This is a genomic window from Pseudoalteromonas apostichopi (genome assembly GCF_030297135.1).
GTDB lineage: Bacteria > Pseudomonadota > Gammaproteobacteria > Enterobacterales > Alteromonadaceae > Pseudoalteromonas > Pseudoalteromonas apostichopi.
Map to the genome: position 1 here is coordinate 401,326 of NZ_AP028066.1, position 17,622 is coordinate 418,947.

The window sequence follows — 17,622 nt, forward strand, 5'->3', positions numbered from 1 at the left end:
AAATCCCTCAATCTTTACGAGTCATAACCAAGGTCACCGTACCTGCAACAATTCCCCAAAATGCAGAACCGACCGAGAATAAAGTTAGGTTTGAAGCTGTGACTAAAAAGGTCACGATAGCGGCTTCGGTATAATACGCCTCAGTTAATGCTTGCTGTAAGCTACTGGCAATGGTTGCAAATAGGGCAATGCCTGCCAACGCCAAAATCAATGCCTGTGGCAAGCTTGCTACCAAACCAACTAGCGTAGCTGCAAGGAGCGCCATAATAATGTAAAACACACCACCAGCAATGCTTGCCCAATAACGTTTGCTTGGGTCTTTATCAGCCTCAGGGCTCATACAAATGGCAGCGGTGATGGCCGCAAGGTTAATGGCATAGCCACCAAATGGCGCAATAATCACATTTAATAGCCCGGTAACATTTAAAGCGGCCGACACGGGTGCTTTATAATGGTGTGCTTTTAACACGGCAATACCCGGTAAGTTTTGCGATGTCATAGTCACAATGAATAGCGGCAAACCAACGCTTATCATAGCGTTAAGATCAAACTCAGGAGCAATATAAGCAAACTCGCTCATTCTCCATTGCCAACTAGTTGTATCGATTTGCCCCGTTAGGCCTGCCATTAAAAAGCCAGCCACAACCACGGCAAGCATAGCAAAACGCGGGAAATAGCGTTTCCCGCACAAATATACGGCCACCATTAAACCAATCACTAAAGGTAGCTCGTTCATAAAATTAAATACATCAATACCAAAATTCACCAGCACGCCAGCAAGCATGGCACAAGCTAGTTGGCTTGGTATCTTATTCATCATTTTTTCGAATATGCCAGTAATGCCAGACAAAAACACCAGCGCCGCAGAGAACATAAACGCGCCAACAGCTTGATTTAAGCTATACCCTTGGGCACTTGAAATAAGTAGTGCCGCACCAGTTGTTGACCAAGCGATAAGAATGGGCACTTTATAATAATAAGACAAAGCAATTGAGCTCAACCCCATAGCAAGACCGAGCATTAGCACCCAACTAGCAACTAAATCAGGCGTGCCACCTAAAACCATAACAACCTGATAAATAAGCGCTATTGAGCTGGTAAAACCAATAATAACGGCCACTAACCCCGCAGTTGCTCGACTGATGAGCTGACTCATGTACACATACTCCATGGCAATTAAAAATCTACCATATCCTATGATTTGCTAAATGGCACTGTACACTTTTGTAGTATTTTAAGATTTGATTACTATACAGATGAGACAAAAAAGGCGTGTTAGTAACACGCCTTCTACAAAATTAAACCACCTCTAAACAAGGCTCTTTGACCACGGTAGGCTTATCGAAAATACCTAAGCGAATGCGAATAAAGTGCAAAATTTCTTTGGCTACATCAATACCCAGTGCACCTTCTAAGCCTTCAAAACCTGGGCTTGAGTTTGCCTCACAAATTTTGAAGTGTTGCTCATCAAACAATAAATCAATGCCCGCTACATCAAGATTAAGTACGTTAGCAGTTTGTGTAGCAAGCCATTCAATTTCTGGTGTAATAGGGAATGACTTACCTGTACCACCGGCACTCACATTGGCTTTAAAGTTTTTACCTTGCGAGTTACGCTCCATACAAGCTACCGCTCTACCACCGATAGTAAGTACTCGCAAATCACGGCCATGGCTGGACTTAACAAACTGCTGTAAAATAATGTTTGCTTGTGGATTTGCAGCCTCAATAAGCTGCATTAAGTCATCAAACTCTTCTTTTGATTTTGATAAAAATACGCCACTGCCCTGCGAGCCTGATAAGGTTTTAATAACCACAGGAAAGCCAATTTGCTTTTCAACTAAATCAATATTCACTGGAAACTTAACCAGCATAGTATTTGGTGTTGGTAAATTACACTCAGCTAGAATTTGCTGCGCGAACAGTTTGTCTTTAACTGTTTCAATTGATTGCGAGCTATTTACACAGTAAACACCCAAGCGCTCAAGGTGGCGAATAATCGCCAGCGCAAAATACGTTGTACTTGCACCCATGCGAGGAATAACAAAATCTGGTAGTTGTACTGACTGGCCATCAATTAAAATACTTTTACCATCTTCACGAGTGATAGTGAGATCAAATTGATCAGGCGAATAAACCTGTAACTCTATACCCTCTTCTTTTGCTGCCGCAAGTAAACGTTCTACTTCATAGGTTTCTTGCTTTAACAAACCTTGGCTATCTTTATAAATGATCCAGCCGCGCATGGTCGGTACCTCTAATCTTGGAGTTTCAGTGACAAAAAAACGCGGATTATGCTCAGCATTAGCAATCGAGTAAAACAAATTAATTTTATCGACACGATAATAAAAGCAACTACTTACTGATTATCTATTGACCAAATTGTTAACTTAAGGTAAAAACTAACAGCAAGTTAACATAAAAACCCGTAAGAGAAACATGTGAACAGGACGCTTGCATTAATCTTTATTTTGCCGCTTACAGCCTTTGCACTGAATGAATGGCATATTCAAAGTGATGGTTTTAAAACAAAACCCAGCACTCAGCAGTTTGTTGCCTCTTACAAAGCTGAAGCAGATCAAATAGCCCCGCAGCCAATTGTGAACTTAACTGCGCCCCTTAACCAGTTATCTGACCGCGCACACGATTACCTATATAAACAAGGCCGTTTACCCGAACAGTTAGCAAACACCGCATTCAGCGAGTTTGATTTAGATACCCTTAAAACCTTACAACCCGGCGATAACTTTATTTTAGTAATAGACGAATATCTTAGTTACACCGTAGAGATCAGTAACATTATAGAAGCCAGTAATGGCGATAGAAGTGTGTTTGGTAAGGTCAATGCTCATGCTAAAGCTGACTATCAAGCGGTGATGACCCTCACAGAAAATACCCTACAAGGCCAATTTGATGCCAATAACCAAAGTTATAAATTTCAAAGCCATGGTGAATATGGCTGGGTGACAAAGTTATAGGTTACGAGTTTCGAGATGCGAGGTATGAGATATTAGTCTGTAGCAGCGATTTTATATCGCGTCAAAGAGCCTAAATCCTAGCGCCCAGCGCCAAACGTTTTCACTCGTAGGCGTGAAACTTGTTTCGCGCGAAATAAATTTCACGCCTACTATATCGTATTTAACCTTGGCAAGGTCAGCCACAAACTAAATTAAAACTTATGACTTAAAGCTTCCTTTCCCCTCACAGCTTTTCAACTACCACTGGGAATAAACTTGCGCCGTCACTATCGATTGGGCTTAAAATCTCAAGCCCAAGGATTTTGGCGATAAGCGGATATACATCTAAATTACTTACTTCATCTACACGTAGGCCTTGTTTAAAGGCAGGTCCGTTGGCAATAAAAGTTGCAGCCATATCTTCGCTATAGGCATAGCCATGAGTGCCCAAATAGCCTGCCATTTTACTATCAGTGAACACACGAGGTGCATCGGTTTGCAAAATAATATCGCCAACTCGCGGGCCTTTATTATAGTGATAACCACGCTTTTGCTTTTCAGTTAGCACGATGTAACGACCCTCAGCCGCTTTTGCGAGCTTTTTACTAAACCCACTGATGTCGGCTTTACTATCTGGTTTTGCATAATATAAAACACGTGGACCGGTGTTTTGCACTATAAAGTTTTCGTCTTGTGGCAGGCTATCAATTTTAATACTAAGGTTTGGATCAACAGACGCCATACCATGATCAGACACAATCACTAGATTAATGTTTTCATCAAGCGCTTTTAAGCGGCTAGATAAATCCGCCATTAAACTATCTAACTTTTGCACCGCATCATAGGTTTCTTTAGCATCAGGACCAAACTCGTGTCCCATGCTATCTACCAGCGAGAAATAACTGATCACCAAACGTGGGCGCTGTGCTTTTGGCAAGCTTAACCACTGAATAATTTGATCAACACGCTTTTGGTAATCACTGTGTTTAGAATAATGATAAAAGTAATCAGGCAGCATGCCGTTAAAGCGCGCATCTGACTCAGGCCAAAAGTAGGTTGCTGCTTTTAAGCCTTGCATTTGTGCAAGGTTCCAAAGCGGAATGCCACTAAACCATGTACTATCGTCTTTCCCTTTACCCATTTTGTAGCAATCGTTGCGCTCAGTATCACAAAAGCGGTTTTCAACAATGCCATGATTAACAGGTAATAAACCGGTGATAATCGACAAATGATTAGGGAAAGTTTTGGTCGGATAAACAGGGCGCATTTTAGTTGCTCTAACGCCCTGCTCACTGATTGCTTTTAAATGTTTTGCATGGTGTTTTTCAATGTAATCCCAACGAAACCCATCTATCGAAATAAGTACGACCGATTGTTCTTGCTCCGCTTTTACTATCGAGCTGAACGCTAATAAACTTGCTAAAACTAATTGCCAAATACGCATGCGAAACCCTTTTTAATTCAATTTGCTGATTTGATCTGTGACTTTATCAAACTGTTTTGAAAATTTTGTGATCATGCTTTCTAGCTTTTTCACACTACCTTTTAAACGTGAACCATTTACTTTAAATCTGTCACTTCCGACATCATTTTTATACAGCCAAAAGGCTTTCCTTTCTAATTAAAGATAATAAAGAAGTGCGTAAAACTGAATAATATATGAATAAAGGTCCTTATTTAAAGTAATAACTTTAATAAAAATGGATATTTTAATTTAAGATACAAGCTGTTAGATTTAATTTAATAACTGGCAAAATTTTGCTAACAACACGCAAAAGCCCGATTTTACCGCTTTGTGGGAATGAGAAATGATCGATTTTGGTAAGAAAATAACTCCAGCACGCGAAATGCGTTCTACCAATAATTTACACACTGCGCTTGAAAGTGATCGGGGCCGCATTATTAACAGCGCTGCAATTCGCCGCTTGCAACAAAAAACCCAAGTTTTTCCACTCGAACGCAACGCCGCAGTGCGCTCAAGACTAACTCACTCGCTTGAAGTACAACAAGTAGGCCGTTTTATAGTACAAACAATTTTTAATAAGCTTAGTGATGCAAAACAAAAAGAGTATGGCCTAGCGGGGCTTGAACGACCGCTTGAAAGCCTAGTAGAAATGGCGTGCCTAATGCACGATATCGGCAACCCGCCATTTGGTCACTTTGGCGAGGCAGCCATCAACCAATGGTTTGAAAAACACTTAGACGCACTAACACCAGAGCGCTGTAAAGGTATTGGCATTAGTGTGATCTTTAAACACCTAGCACAAGACATCAAAAGCTTTGAAGGTAATGCCCAAGGTATTCGCATAATTCATTCATTACTATCACTAAACTTAACCTACAGCCAAAGTGCCGGAATTTTAAAATACACCCGCCCGGCCAGCATGACGAAAAAAGACAGTCCGCAAGATAAAAATTACCTGATGAAAAAAGTGGGTTATTACTTTAGCGAAAAACCTTTTATAGATGCACTGCAAACTGAGCTCGAAATTGAGCAATACTGCCGTCATCCTGCTAGCTATATTATGGAAGCTGCCGACGATATTTCGTATTGTTTAGCCGATATTGAAGATGCCGTAGAAAAGGGCATTATTAGTGTTGAGTCGCTATGTGAAAAGCTAAAAGATCAATACACCCGCACACTCACTAACCTAACCATTAACGATACTAAGCACAGTGACTTTGCCGAAAAAGCGATTGATTATGCATTAAGTAAAGCTCAAGAGCAGCCGTACAATTTTAACAGTGAGTTTTTTATCTATCTGCGAGTTACTTTGCTACACCCATTGGTAAGTTACGCGGCAGACCGGTTTATTAATAATATAGAAGCCATTTATCACGGTGATTTTAATCAGGCTTTATTAGAAGACCGCAGTCACTTGCACGCCGTTACGCTCACTTTAAAACAGGTAGCTTTAAAGCATGTATTTTGCCACAAAGAAGTAGAGCGATTAGAGCTGCAAGGTTACCGTATTATTAGCGGTTTACTCGATTGCTATAAACCTTTACTTACCCTTGATGCTGAAGCTTTTAAGCGTGTTTTAAGAGGCGATCAAAACTATTTAATTGAAACACGCCTAGTTAAAAAGCTGTCTAATAAACATTTAAATAGTTACCAAAAAGCCATTGATGCCCTAAAAGCCGAACCAGATCATTTTGCCGCCTACGAATTTTATTATCGCTGCCGCCTAATTCAAGATTATATCAGCGGTATGACCGACCAATTTGCTTACGACGAATACCGTGCGCTCATGGTAATTGATTAGCTAATACGAATAGTCGTAATTTGTTAACCTAATGTGGATAAATTACCCGTCTCAGCTTAGAATTAATTAACTGTCGGCTCATCAATTAAACCTTACTGGTCTGAACTTATGCCAATTATTAGAACAACTTTTTGCTTATTACTCCTAAGCTTAAGCTTTACGAGTAAAGCGCAGTACAACGAAGCTATGTGTATTTTGTTAAAACAGCAAATGCACGAGTATCGCTTTAATACCAGCAATAAGAACTACCGATCTGCTGCCAGAAACTATGAAAAAAACTGTAAAAATCCCACCCCTGTAAATAACGCAGCTGGCTTTGAAAAACTAGAACAACAAACTAAAGAAATCGTTCCTGTTAATTCAGCGACAGCAGCCAACCCTAATGTACATTCTGGTGCAATTCTAGCTACGCCTGAAGAAGAGACTACACCAGCTGTTGAGCAACCTTCTGAAATCAACGAACAGCAAACTCAGCCAGAGCAATTAGCTGCAGAGCCCCAAGTTCAAGAGCCTGTATCACAGCAACAGCAAATAGAGCAAAGTTCAACACCTGCAGAGCAGACAGAAATGCCAGCAAAAGTTGATCGAATTACGATTTCTGATGCTCCTGAAGAACCTGTAGTAGAATCAACTACCAGCCCTGCAATTCAAGAGCAAGCTGTTGCAGTTAAACCCCAAAGTGCTGAAGCTGAAGCAGCACCTGCTGAAAAACCATCTGAACCTGAAACAAAAGTAGATTCGGCGCTAACACCTATTCCGGCACCAACTCCAGCTCCTATCCCAGAAAACAATGATAGCTCTTCAAGCTCATTATTTATGCCAAGCCTAATTGTGTTGTTGGTGCTACTTGTTGCAGGTTTAGTGATTGTGCGTATTCGTCAAAGCAAAAAAGCAGACGAAGACTCAGAGCTTGAACAAAGCTTGATGCAAGCTAAAGCATTAAAAGCCGCAGCAGAAGCGCAAGCTGCCGCTGAAAAAGAAGCTGAAGAGTTAAAAAATGCAACTGCCGCCGTGCTTAGTGAAGAACAAGATCACCAGCATGCGGACAGCAATATAGTACCTGACAATGCTTTTTCGGCAATCGAAACACAAAACAGTGATGAACTATCTGAACTTATGCACTTTAGTGCTCAGCATGATACAGACGAGCAAGAATCTAAAACATCAGCAGAACCCGCTCCTGCAGATGATTTTGCTAATGCCCATCAATTTAAAGATCTTGAACTTGGCTACGACGAGAAAAACACGCATGATTCTGAAGATGACTTTTTAGATGAACAACGCGAGCTAGAGCAAGAGCTTAAACTCGCAAACCTTTCTTCATCGTTCACCGGTAACGAAGAAGTAGATAGTCAATCTGATGACGTTCAGCAAGATGAACCGGCCTTAGGAGAGCAAAGCTTTACTACATCTTCTTTCGGTTTTGATGAATACTCAACTAAAGAGCCTATCGCAGAAGACGAACCACGAATCACTGAGACCCAGCCATTTGAAGAGCCAGAACTAGAGGCTCCTGAAATAACTGAACTTGAGAAACCAGAAATAGAAGAGCCTAGCTTTACTGCATCTTCATCGTTTGGTTTTGATGAATATTCAGCTAAAGAGCCTATCGCTGACGATGAGCCAGTTTTAGCTGAGATAGAAAAGCATGAAAAGCCTCAAATTAGTGAGCTTGATGAGCCTGCAATTGAAGAGCCTAGCTTTACTGCATCTTCATCGTTTGGTTTTGATGAATACTCAACTAAAGAGCCTATCGCTGACGATGAGCCAGTTTTAGCTGAGATAGAAAAGCATGAAAAGCCTCAAATTAGTGAGCTTGATGAGCCTGCAATTGAAGAGCCTAGCTTTACTGCATCTTCATCGTTTGGGTTTGATGAATACTCAACTAAAGAGCCTATCGCTGACGATGAGCCAGTTTTAGCTGAGATAGAAGAGCTTGAAAAACCTGAAATTGACGAACTTGAAAAGCCTGTAATTGAAGAGCCTAGCTTTACTGCATCTTCATCGTTTGGTTTTGATGAATACTCAACTAAAGAGCCTATCGCTGACGATGAGCCAGTTTTAGCTAAGGTAGAAGAGCTTGAAAAACCTGAAATTGACGAACTTGAGAAACCAGAAATAGAAGAGCCTAGCTTTACTGCATCTTCATCGTTTGGTTTTGATGAATATTCAGCTAAAGAGCCTTCCGCTGATGATGAACCTGCAAAAGATGAGGTACCTGAGTATGACTTATCTTCATTAATGGATGATGATTTATCTTTTACTGATCATTTCACTGAACAAGATCAAACAGTCACTGCACCAAATACAACAGCTGATCAAGACGATATTAGCGATGATGATTTAGCTAAAGCTTTACAAGCACTTGAGCAAGAGCTGCAGGATGAACCCGCTTCATTTAGTTTAGAAGAGCCGACACAGCCAATTGAAGAAACGGTTGATGTTTCTAAAGAGTTAAATGACGACGATGAGCTTAAAGAAGCTGATAAAGAGTTAGAGCAACAAGATGATAAGCCACATAACCCATTTGCCAACTTATCACTTGACCCTGCTTGGGATCCCAGTTCAGACGAGAAGCCTGTGATTGAAAGCAAATCCAAACAGCCAAAATCACAAGCCTTGATTGACGCAGAAGAGCGCGCCAAACAGTTTAAAACGGATGAGTGATAAAGTTATGAGTTACAAGGGGAAAGTTACAAGTTTCGGGCTAAAGCCCGTAGGACTGGCTTTAGCCGGGAATTGTCTTAAGTTACGAGGGAAAAGTAGCGAGAAACGAGATGCGAGTCTGTAGCAGCGATTTTACATCGCGTCCTAGCGCCTATGCTTCCCCCGTAGGCGTGAAACTTGTTTCGCGCGTCTGAATATAGAAAATTTGAAAAGGTTTACATGGATTATGTTTGATTCTATTCTGCACTAAAGTACCTCCTACAAGGCTTAAATCGCTGAGGAGAACACCCGACCTAACCAACCCCACAGCTCGGCTGACACCTAACATCTAACGACTAAAAACAGTGTTTATCTTGCCTAGAACCTTTCCCCTTTACTCTTGCTAACTTCCCATTTGACTCACTTTACAATTGGACGTGGGCGCATTATCCAATGAAACACAAATATCAAACCAAAAAACACCAGTACAGCTAAAACACACAACACAATAATGTTAGTTGGTAAAAACGAATCTGTACCATAACTGTAGCGCTTTAGCTCTTGCTCCATACTAATTTTTGCGCGCTCAGCTTTACTGGGTAATACAAACTCATGAAAAGGGTCAGTAGGCTTTGCTTCTGTTCGGGCAAGTTGAGCATTTTTTTGCTGCCATAACATATCAAACTGCTGAAACTGAACTTGCTTATTTTCAAAGCACGACTCTAGATTTTGCAGCTGTAGTGAGCGAGCAGCACAACGTGGCGGCATAACATAAAAGCGCTCCCATGCAGCTTGTTTGCTAATGTAGGCTTGCTCAGTTAATGGCTCTGCCAAAGTGTTTTCAAGCTCATTAATGTCAGGGTTATACAAAGACGATTTAAGCTCTGCTATTTGCTCTTCACTAAAGCATGTTTCAGATATTCGTGCCGACAAGCTTTGGATGCGTTGTTTATAAGCTTCAATTTTGTCGAGAAGATTGGTTTTGCGCAGGGCTATTTGTAACTCTACACGTTCTGCTTGCATAGATTGGCAAGCTTCTGAAGGAGTTGATTGCTGCGCACAGACAAAACTAGGCAACAACAACGCTGTTGTCATTAAAATCCGTTTAATCATTAATTTACGTCACTGTAAAAGTTAGGGGTACAGATTAGCAGTTTCTAATAAAACTGCAAGAAATCTGCGCTAAACCCACCTAAAAGACTGATAAATTACCAGTGCAAGCTTTTACATATCCCACGAGCAATACTTATTAAAAGTCTTCAGATTGATTATTTCCACTATCAAACTGCTGATCATCCATAGCAAACTGCTCAAGCAACCAAGCTTTAAACAGCCGTACTTTTTGCCATTTAAAATGATCGGGCGGCGCAGCAAGGTAATACTTAAATTGGCATTGATATTCAAAGTTTGGATAAATCTCTAGCTGACCAAGTTGAAGTTGAGTTTCGATTAAGCGCCGTCTTACCAATGCAATACCTTGCCCTGCTAACGTGGCTTGAATAACCAATGCTGCATTATCGATTTCAAGTGCGGGGAGCGCATCTGGACTGACAGCTAGTTGCTGAGCCAAAGTTAACCAGCCTCTCTCTGCATCTGGGCACACATCTTTAATTAATTTTTGTGCCAGAACCTGTGGTTTTAGGGGCTTATGAACATCAATGGCACCAGGTTTATAAGCCAAAAATAGGCTGTCGTCACTGATAAGCTCACTATGCAAACCCGGGTAACTACCTTGCCCAAATCGAATACCTAAATCGACCTGCCCAGATGAAAAGTCAGCAAGTTGGTCACTAGGCTCTATACGCACTTTGATATTGGGGTATTTGTTTTGAAAATCGCTAATACGACCAAGCAACCAGCCACTGGCGAAAGAAGGTAACACAGTTAAGTTTAACGTATTTGGGTGGCTATCTTGGCTAACAGCCTGCACGCCTGCCTGTAAATGACTAAACCCCTTAAGTACATGAGGTAATAGCTGTTCGCCTTGGCGAGTTAGTTCTACATAGCGGGTATGACGAGTAAATAAACTGCAATCAAGCTGTTGTTCTAACAGACGAATTTGTTGGCTAACCGCAGCTTGGCTAACAAATAATTGCTCTGCCGCAAGCTTAAAACTACCTAACTCTGCCGCGTGCTTAAAATACCAAAGGCTTTTTAATGGAGGTAACTGCATACGTTTTATGGTTAATAAAAACTTAAGCATAGGTAATTTTTAATCGTTTGTCAGTAGTCATAACACAAGTAATACTCATACAGCCAACCGCAACAAGACAAGGACAACCACCATGAAATACTTAATTATTTTATTACTTTTGTGTGCCTCAAGCTTTAGTTATGCCAATCAACCGGTAATAACGCAGCTTGATACCGATGAAGGCTACCCTTATAAAAACTTAATTCAAAAAGTAGAACGAGTAGAAATTCGTTATGTAGAAAACACAAATTCGGTGACCTGCAAAGTCAATGTGCAAACTCTGCACAACCAATACATGGGCAAAGAGCATACTGTCTCAGCCAAGCTGTTTGCAAAACGCCCAATGGCCGCTTGTTTAACCCGACAAAAAGCCAAGCAAATTCTCTATATGCTGTAACCCTTTCAACCTTGTTAAACTAGGCTACGAATAGCAGTACTTCCCCAGTAGCCTAGTTTTTTTTACCTGTCGACGTGAAATATGTTTCGCGCACAACATTTTAAAAAGCCCAAATCTATTATTCACAAAGAGAAGTGAACGAGAAGACAATGAGATACTAATTAAGCCAATTAGTTAATTACCTCTAAAGCGCAGCGCCTCTTATCCTCTTTGTGAATATTAAATCTAAAACTCCGCCACCACCTCTACCTCAACCGGCACCGCCAAAGCATTTTCATAAAACGCGAACACCGCTTTGGTATAGGGCTGAGCATAATGCTCATCAAGGGCGGCTTGCGATTCAAACTGCTCAACTAAAAACAAACAACGCTGCTCTTTACTCGCATACAGCTCAAAACGATTACAACCTGGCTCTGAACGAGTGGCTGCTAAAATGCCCTGTAAACGCCCTTTACAGTCGTCAAATAATGCCGCCTTTGGGATAATTTTTGCCACGATATTAATCATACTGACTCCTTACTATATAACTTTAAAACCAATGCCCGAATTGGCGGGGCAACCGTAAAAGCCACCACAAATGCAGCAGGCCACGCATTGACAAACGCCTTCATCCAACTTAGAAAAAATGTATCGCTCAGCCCTAAGTTGACATAAGTGACCCATGCCGAAAGTAAAAACGACATTAAAAACGAAAATGCCGCAGTAAAAGTAAAATGAATTTTCATATGTCCTCCTTGGCGTTACTATATTTATACAACGCAAGTGGCAACAGTCACGAAAATGCAAACTAAGATTGAGGGAGTCGTATGCTGGATGATCTGCATTTATTTATTGAAATAGCGCGCCGTAAAAGCATGAGCCAAACAGCAAAAGATTTAGGACTGAATCTATCGACCCTATCACGGCGCATTCAGGCTTTAGAAGAAAAGCTCGCCGAACCATTACTGCAACGCACAGCCCGAGGCATTGTGTTAACCGCCAAAGGCGAATCACTGTATAACGAGTTAGGCGAGCAAGTACTTGCTCTTAACAGCCAGCTTGAGCAATTAAATGACTCGCCCGCCGCAAAAGAGTTTTACCTGTTGTGCCCACAAAACATCATTGCAGGCCCACTGATGGGTGCAGTTAATCAGTTTGCAATGGCAAACCCTGCGTTAAATCTCCACATTTACCCAAGTAATGCCAACAGCCAACTAAGCCAAAAACGTTTTGACTTAGCCATTCGCATTGGCGAACAACAAGACTCAAGCTATTTTCAAAAGCGCCTAGGTATGATCGCAATAAAGCTAATTACAAAGAAAGATGCCCCAACATCAAGGTTGATACTGCCCTATTCAGAGTCACAACTACCCAGCGGTTTACTTAACAAATTAAAAACCGAGTATGAACACATAAGCTTTTGTTTTGATATTACAATCGCCAGAAAAATGGTTGAAGCAGGCTATGGCATTGGCTTGCTACCCATGAGTGAAATTTGCTGTATAGACGACACCAGCAACTTTAGTTATATCGACTCCCCCCATAATATTCCCGCAAGGCCAATTTACGCCCTCTGGCCACATTCACGCACACCATCAGCGAATGCCCAGTTGTTGATAGAACAACTCCAAACCAGTATTGCAGAGTTACCGAGTTTACAAGGAGAAATATTAGCGCTTTAGTTGCAAGGCATTGTAGGTCGGGCTTTAGCCCGTTTAATAACTCAATCTTTAAACCAACGATAAAGACCAAACACAAAAAACATGGCCGCAATGCCCGCCAAGGCTAATTGCCAAATTTTAAGGTCATTCAACTTTGTTAATTGCGGACCAACACTCTCATTTAAAGGAGTTGAAGCTTGTTTAACGGGTGCTTCGATTATCGGATTCTTTATCACGGCTTGGCTTGTAGTTTTATTTGCATTAATTTCTGTAATGGTCGGCTTTACAGTAATAACAATATCTTTATAGTCTGCTTTAGCTTTACCACTCCAGGCAGATTCAAATAGCGCCTTTTGCTCAGCTTTATTTTCGCTACACCATACAAAATCAGCTTGCTTCATATCCTTCGCTCTACAACGATCAGGTAATTGATAAAATTGCCCCCAAGCATGGCGCTTTTTATCGTCATTATATGAGTTTGAATACACAGTAGAGTTATGTACTTTGGTGTTTAAAAGTGCGGTAGGATTCGAGCGATACGTATAATTACCGCCATTACCAGAGCTTCTTTTTGGGTGTTTACAGTGTCTCGCCAGCGACGTAAAAAGCTCATCTAAACGCTGATTCCAACGTTCACCTTGCCTTGCCGTGTAGCTACGATTCATTCTTTTACGAATACCCTCGCGCTCAGCCTCAATACTATCGCAGCGACTTTTTGAATATTGCTCATCAGCAACTGTGTTGAAACTCGCAATCAAAGTAGCGAGTAATAAAATCCATTTATTCATAACATTACATCTGTGTAATTTGGTAGGCCACATTGTACCAAATTTAGGGTGTGGAAAAAGTGGCCTATTAACTATTTATTTAGTTATGTCGCGTTGTTGCGGTAATCAAAGAGAAATAAACACAAAGCTATGAAATGCATTTAATTTCATTACCTAAAATCCATCATTAAGTTTAATATTTTAATTTTGCATTTCGGTGGTACCCTATACGAATACATGACAGAACGGACTTCTCATGATTTTAAAAGATAAAACACCTTCAATTTCACAATCAATCAAGATTAAAGCTGGGGACAAGCAAGAGCTAGATGTTGCATTTTATTTGCGCCGAGCATTTAAAGATCACTCACAAGTGTTCGTATTTAATGATGTTAAATTTAAGCACAATAACGAATCAGCACAGATAGACCACTTAATTGTTTATACATATGGGTTTATTTTAATCGAATCAAAAAGCATAACAGGCGAAGTTGCCATAAATGAGCATCAGGAATGGAGCCGTAGTTATCGAGGAAAATGGCAAGGAATGCCATCACCAATAAAGCAAGTTGAACTCCAACAAGCCTTATTAAAAAGTTTAGTGACGAGTAACGCAGAGCAGTTACTTCCCAAAATATTTGGCAAATTACAGCAGAACTTCGGAGGACGAGAATGGCGTAGCATCTGCGCAATTTCGAGCAATGCCATAATCAATCGAGATAGCATGCCACAGTCTCTTGAAGATCGATTAATTAAATCTGAATTTTTAGCTGATAAGCTTTTAGAGATAATGAAGTTACCAGCATCACCCCCTAACCCACTGCACTTTTTTTCAACTAACGTGCGCCCATGGTTTAGTGAGGAAAGCCTATCTAAGATTTGTCAGTTTCTTTTAGCTCAAAATATTAAATCAACCGAGCAACCAGTAAACGACGAGTCACCAGTAACCCTTAATGAACCCGAATCAATTTACAAAAGTGAAGTTAAAGAAGAGGTTTTATTAAGTGCTGAGGAACCTAAAGTCATACACTTAAAGTGTAAAAATTGTAGTAATGAACACACTCTTGAAGCCCGTTCAGGACGATATGGATACTATGTCAATTGCTCAAACTGTAATACGAATACTCCGATGAAAGCACCGTGTATTAAATGTAATGATCAAAATACGAAAGTTAGTAAGCGTAAAGATACTTACTCATTGATTTGTGATGGTTGTGGTAATAAAGCGCTAATAAAATTTGATAATAATGTCGCGTTGGCGACGGCAACCAAAGAGAAGTAAACGCCGACTTCTCTTTGGAATCTCTCGGCGCCCCGAGGTTCACACTGTCCCCTCAATTTGAATTAATCAAATGAACGTAAACAGCTTAGATAGGCCATCCGTAGCCAAGCTACACTTTTTACAGCATCCATGCTGTAAATTACTCATAATTAATTCAATTTCGGGTATGAACACAGGGAAACCAAGTTCACATCAGTCTTCACTTGATCATTATTAGCTGATATTTTGGGCGGTTGTTCAAATATACATATATATATCTTTATACGATAAATAAGGCCTGGTATTATCCATAATCTTGTAATACTGAAGTAGTTAAGTGAGTTATGGAAAACGGTGAAATTCTTGTTATTGATTTATTTGCTGGCCCTGGTGGTCTAGGCGAAGGTATTTCAGCAACAACAGATAAGAAAGGTAATAAACCATTTGATATTTGTATATCTGTAGAAAAAGAGCCATCAGCTCATAAGACCTTAACAACTAGAGCATTCTTCAGAAAAATAAAATCGCTAAATGGTGGATTAGACTATTACAATAAATACTTACAAGGTGAAATATCTCGTGATGAGCTCTTCGCAAAGTTTCCTGAGCAATCAGTACTTGCCTTTAAAGAAACACTAGAAGGTCCGAAAGCTCTTGGGAATGATAATGAGCTTATTCATAACCGCATCAGAGAACTTATTAAAGGACATAATGGACCTAAACTAGTTATTGGCGGTCCACCATGCCAAGCCTATTCGCTTGCAGGTAGATCCCGTAATGCAGGCATTGAGAATTATAAAGCAGAAAAAGATCACCGTAACTTTTTATATTTAGAGTATTTAAAAGTTCTATCTATTGCTCAACCAGATATTTTCGTAATGGAAAATGTAAAAGGTATCCTCTCAGCCAAAATTAATGACAAATTAATGTTCCCCCATATACTTAAGGATCTGAGAAAGCCAGGAAGAGTTACAAAAATAAAAGGAGTCTCAGGGTACAAAATATATTCATTGGTGACACCAGCAGAAAACCCGAAAAACCCTCAATATAAGATATCATCTGACTTTTTAATTAAAGCTGAAAATTATGGTATTCCACAAGCTAGACATAGAGTTATTTTATTAGGTGTGAGAGAAGACTTAGATTGCATACCAAAAACAATTGATGAAGTAAAACACCGAGTAACCGTAGAGGAAGCTCTATCAGATCTGCCACCATTGCGAAGCGGGTTTTCTAAACAAACAGATAACCAAGTTGACTGGGAAGAACAAATAGCAGAAAACGCTAAAGTGCTTACTGAGCTATTAAAGGAAAAGTTTAGTGAAGAAGAAATCTCAAACCTTTCACTTTCTCCAATAAGGGGGCTTTCTCGTTCGTGCTCAAACAGAACAAGTGTTAAACCTAAAATGCCAAACAAAATTAGAGAATGGTACTTGAGCGATTCACCTAATATAGTACTAAATCACGAATCTAAAAAACACATGAACGCAGATCTACTCCGTTATGGATTTAGTGCGGCATTTACCAAGCTGAATAATGGCATTTCACCTAAATCGCGAGACTTCCCACTTGAACTTGCACCTAAGCATAAAAACTGGAAATCTGGCGATCATGCTGATAGGTTTAGAACCCAAGCCGCAAATAAACCCTCGAATACAGTGACAAGCCACATGTCAAAGGACGGGCATTCATTTATTCACTATGACCCGCAACAATGCCGAAGCCTCACTGTAAGGGAAGCAGCTCGCCTTCAAACTTTTCCTGATAATTATTTTTTTGAAGGAACAAAAACAGATCAATATGTTCAGGTAGGAAACGCAGTACCACCATATTTGGCTTTAAAAATTGGCAAAGTTGTATTAGAACTACTTAAGACTTAGTAGTTTAAAGATTTAGAGTTATTTTCAGGATTTCTTATATATTCTTCGATTAGCTCGTTTTTCAGTGGTGAGCACTCCCTCTTTCATTAAAAGCCCTAACACACTGTAGGTTAAATAATCTTGCTGCCTTCCTTGGTTGTCTGATTGAAGACCCAAATAATGTGCGCAATCAGCATTTGTAATTCCGCCTGCGTTTTCTTCAGATAACGACACTATTGCATCTTTGATCAACTTTAAACCAAGTTGTGCCTTTTCTACTGAACCAACAGGAACGACAATGTTTCTATCGACTTTTCTTTTTATAGATTTTGGAATAACAGAATTATATAGTACCCCGCCACTCTCAATTGTTCCTAAGCCACTAATCAATTCTAATTCAATTTGAAGCGCTAGTTCTTCAGTTAAATTTTCAACTACTTTATGAACAATTGGTGTAAATCCTGACTCAATAATTTTCTGTATGTATTTCCCTTTATTTGTTCCATCTATATTCCGTAAGTGTTCCGTAGCCCTACTGCCTGTGCCTTTCCCAGTATAAAAAACTTTAGCTGGTCGGCACCTAGGATCTTTAAGCATATATACGTAATAAGTAGAGGACATCTAAATTTCCTTGT

16 protein-coding genes are annotated in these 17,622 nt (G+C 40.2%); 7 read left to right on the forward strand and 9 right to left on the reverse strand.

Annotated elements, in window-relative coordinates:
* Window positions 1–7 precede the first annotated feature (7 nt).
* Both QUE86_RS17830 and QUE86_RS17835 read right to left on the reverse strand, forming a co-directional pair.
* The gene (locus QUE86_RS17830) at window positions 8–1,156 is read right to left on the reverse strand and encodes a benzoate/H(+) symporter BenE family transporter (protein ID WP_130052946.1); all 1,149 of its coding nucleotides are present in this window, start codon (window positions 1,154–1,156) and stop codon (window positions 8–10) included.
* Window positions 1,157–1,298: 142 nt separating this feature from the next.
* Window positions 1,299–2,246, reverse strand: a complete 948-nt coding sequence (locus QUE86_RS17835) for an ATP-grasp domain-containing protein (RefSeq protein WP_130052947.1) — start codon at window positions 2,244–2,246, stop codon at window positions 1,299–1,301.
* Between the two features lie 195 nt (window positions 2,247–2,441).
* On the opposite strand from QUE86_RS17835, the gene QUE86_RS17840 reads away from it, so the two are divergent.
* The gene (locus QUE86_RS17840; RefSeq protein WP_167657357.1) at window positions 2,442–2,978 is read left to right on the forward strand and encodes a protease inhibitor BamI-like protein; all 537 of its coding nucleotides are present in this window, start codon (window positions 2,442–2,444) and stop codon (window positions 2,976–2,978) included.
* A gap of 223 nt (window positions 2,979–3,201) precedes the next feature.
* Here the strand turns inward: QUE86_RS17840 and QUE86_RS17845 are convergent, their stop codons facing one another.
* Window positions 3,202–4,401 carry an alkaline phosphatase family protein gene (locus tag QUE86_RS17845; RefSeq protein ID WP_286260807.1) on the reverse strand — a complete coding sequence of 400 codons (1,200 nt, stop codon included), beginning with the start codon at window positions 4,399–4,401 and terminating at the stop codon, window positions 3,202–3,204.
* A gap of 364 nt (window positions 4,402–4,765) precedes the next feature.
* On the opposite strand from QUE86_RS17845, the gene dgt reads away from it, so the two are divergent.
* Both dgt and QUE86_RS17855 read left to right on the forward strand, forming a co-directional pair.
* Window positions 4,766–6,223 (forward strand): dGTPase, encoded by a 1,458-nt coding sequence (dgt, locus tag QUE86_RS17850; protein ID WP_130052950.1) that lies wholly within the window; start codon window positions 4,766–4,768, stop codon window positions 6,221–6,223.
* A 108-nt stretch (window positions 6,224–6,331) separates the two neighbouring features.
* Window positions 6,332–8,890: a hypothetical protein gene (locus QUE86_RS17855; RefSeq protein WP_286260808.1), complete on the forward strand. Its 2,559-nt coding sequence runs from the start codon at window positions 6,332–6,334 to the stop codon at window positions 8,888–8,890.
* A 399-nt stretch (window positions 8,891–9,289) separates the two neighbouring features.
* On the opposite strand, the gene QUE86_RS17860 is transcribed toward QUE86_RS17855, so the two are convergent.
* Both QUE86_RS17860 and QUE86_RS17865 read right to left on the reverse strand, forming a co-directional pair.
* Window positions 9,290–9,982 carry a hypothetical protein gene (locus QUE86_RS17860; protein ID WP_130052952.1) on the reverse strand — a complete coding sequence of 231 codons (693 nt, stop codon included), beginning with the start codon at window positions 9,980–9,982 and terminating at the stop codon, window positions 9,290–9,292.
* Window positions 9,983–10,118: 136 nt separating this feature from the next.
* Window positions 10,119–11,072 (reverse strand): LysR substrate-binding domain-containing protein, encoded by a 954-nt coding sequence (locus QUE86_RS17865; RefSeq protein ID WP_254869044.1) that lies wholly within the window; start codon window positions 11,070–11,072, stop codon window positions 10,119–10,121.
* An 82-nt stretch (window positions 11,073–11,154) separates the two neighbouring features.
* Here QUE86_RS17865 and QUE86_RS17870 point away from each other — a divergent pair, with 82 nt between their 5' ends.
* A complete protein-coding gene (locus tag QUE86_RS17870) occupies window positions 11,155–11,460 on the forward strand; it encodes a hypothetical protein (RefSeq protein ID WP_286260809.1) in 306 nt (101 codons plus the stop codon).
* A 225-nt stretch (window positions 11,461–11,685) separates the two neighbouring features.
* On the opposite strand, the gene QUE86_RS17875 is transcribed toward QUE86_RS17870, so the two are convergent.
* On the reverse strand, window positions 11,686–11,967 hold the full coding sequence (locus QUE86_RS17875; RefSeq protein ID WP_286260810.1) for a putative quinol monooxygenase: 282 nt from the start codon (window positions 11,965–11,967) through the stop codon (window positions 11,686–11,688).
* Window positions 11,964–12,185, reverse strand: a complete 222-nt coding sequence (locus QUE86_RS17880; protein ID WP_130052956.1) for a DUF2798 domain-containing protein — start codon at window positions 12,183–12,185, stop codon at window positions 11,964–11,966. The genes QUE86_RS17875 and QUE86_RS17880 overlap by 4 nt, the downstream gene beginning before the upstream one ends.
* 81 nt (window positions 12,186–12,266) lie before the next feature.
* Here QUE86_RS17880 and QUE86_RS17885 point away from each other — a divergent pair, with 81 nt between their 5' ends.
* Window positions 12,267–13,121 carry a LysR family transcriptional regulator gene (locus tag QUE86_RS17885; RefSeq protein ID WP_286260811.1) on the forward strand — a complete coding sequence of 285 codons (855 nt, stop codon included), beginning with the start codon at window positions 12,267–12,269 and terminating at the stop codon, window positions 13,119–13,121.
* A 41-nt stretch (window positions 13,122–13,162) separates the two neighbouring features.
* Here the strand turns inward: QUE86_RS17885 and QUE86_RS17890 are convergent, their stop codons facing one another.
* The gene (locus QUE86_RS17890) at window positions 13,163–13,888 is read right to left on the reverse strand and encodes a hypothetical protein (RefSeq protein WP_286260812.1); all 726 of its coding nucleotides are present in this window, start codon (window positions 13,886–13,888) and stop codon (window positions 13,163–13,165) included.
* 235 nt (window positions 13,889–14,123) lie between these two features.
* Between QUE86_RS17890 and QUE86_RS17895 the strand changes: the two genes are divergently transcribed.
* Together QUE86_RS17895 and QUE86_RS17900 are read left to right on the forward strand one after the other, a co-directional pair.
* A complete protein-coding gene (locus QUE86_RS17895) occupies window positions 14,124–15,149 on the forward strand; it encodes a nuclease-related domain-containing protein (protein WP_286260813.1) in 1,026 nt (341 codons plus the stop codon).
* Window positions 15,150–15,472: 323 nt separating this feature from the next.
* The gene (locus QUE86_RS17900; protein ID WP_286260814.1) at window positions 15,473–17,008 is read left to right on the forward strand and encodes a DNA cytosine methyltransferase; all 1,536 of its coding nucleotides are present in this window, start codon (window positions 15,473–15,475) and stop codon (window positions 17,006–17,008) included.
* Window positions 17,009–17,032: 24 nt separating this feature from the next.
* Here the strand turns inward: QUE86_RS17900 and QUE86_RS17905 are convergent, their stop codons facing one another.
* Window positions 17,033–17,608 carry an LEM-3-like GIY-YIG domain-containing protein gene (locus QUE86_RS17905; RefSeq protein ID WP_286260815.1) on the reverse strand — a complete coding sequence of 192 codons (576 nt, stop codon included), beginning with the start codon at window positions 17,606–17,608 and terminating at the stop codon, window positions 17,033–17,035.
* Between the last annotated feature and the right edge of the window lie 14 nt (window positions 17,609–17,622).

Excerpts from the sequence above, each read along its gene's own strand:
- QUE86_RS17830 (WP_130052946.1), bottom strand. The coding sequence starts at position 1,156 with ATGAGTCAGCTCATCAGTCGAGCAACTGCGGGGTTAGTGGCCGTTATT.
- QUE86_RS17870 (WP_286260809.1), top strand. The coding sequence starts at position 11,155 with ATGAAATACTTAATTATTTTATTACTTTTGTGTGCCTCAAGCTTTAGT.
- QUE86_RS17835 (WP_130052947.1), bottom strand. The coding sequence starts at position 2,246 with ATGCGCGGCTGGATCATTTATAAAGATAGCCAAGGTTTGTTAAAGCAA.
- QUE86_RS17900 (WP_286260814.1), top strand. The coding sequence starts at position 15,473 with ATGGAAAACGGTGAAATTCTTGTTATTGATTTATTTGCTGGCCCTGGT.
- QUE86_RS17855 (WP_286260808.1), top strand. The coding sequence starts at position 6,332 with ATGCCAATTATTAGAACAACTTTTTGCTTATTACTCCTAAGCTTAAGC.
- dgt (WP_130052950.1), top strand. The coding sequence starts at position 4,766 with ATGATCGATTTTGGTAAGAAAATAACTCCAGCACGCGAAATGCGTTCT.
- QUE86_RS17885 (WP_286260811.1), top strand. The coding sequence starts at position 12,267 with ATGCTGGATGATCTGCATTTATTTATTGAAATAGCGCGCCGTAAAAGC.
- QUE86_RS17890 (WP_286260812.1), bottom strand. The coding sequence starts at position 13,888 with ATGAATAAATGGATTTTATTACTCGCTACTTTGATTGCGAGTTTCAAC.
- QUE86_RS17865 (WP_254869044.1), bottom strand. The coding sequence starts at position 11,072 with ATGCTTAAGTTTTTATTAACCATAAAACGTATGCAGTTACCTCCATTA.
- QUE86_RS17875 (WP_286260810.1), bottom strand. The coding sequence starts at position 11,967 with ATGATTAATATCGTGGCAAAAATTATCCCAAAGGCGGCATTATTTGAC.
- QUE86_RS17895 (WP_286260813.1), top strand. The coding sequence starts at position 14,124 with ATGATTTTAAAAGATAAAACACCTTCAATTTCACAATCAATCAAGATT.
- QUE86_RS17880 (WP_130052956.1), bottom strand. The coding sequence starts at position 12,185 with ATGAAAATTCATTTTACTTTTACTGCGGCATTTTCGTTTTTAATGTCG.
- QUE86_RS17845 (WP_286260807.1), bottom strand. The coding sequence starts at position 4,401 with ATGCGTATTTGGCAATTAGTTTTAGCAAGTTTATTAGCGTTCAGCTCG.
- QUE86_RS17905 (WP_286260815.1), bottom strand. The coding sequence starts at position 17,608 with ATGTCCTCTACTTATTACGTATATATGCTTAAAGATCCTAGGTGCCGA.
- QUE86_RS17860 (WP_130052952.1), bottom strand. The coding sequence starts at position 9,982 with ATGATTAAACGGATTTTAATGACAACAGCGTTGTTGTTGCCTAGTTTT.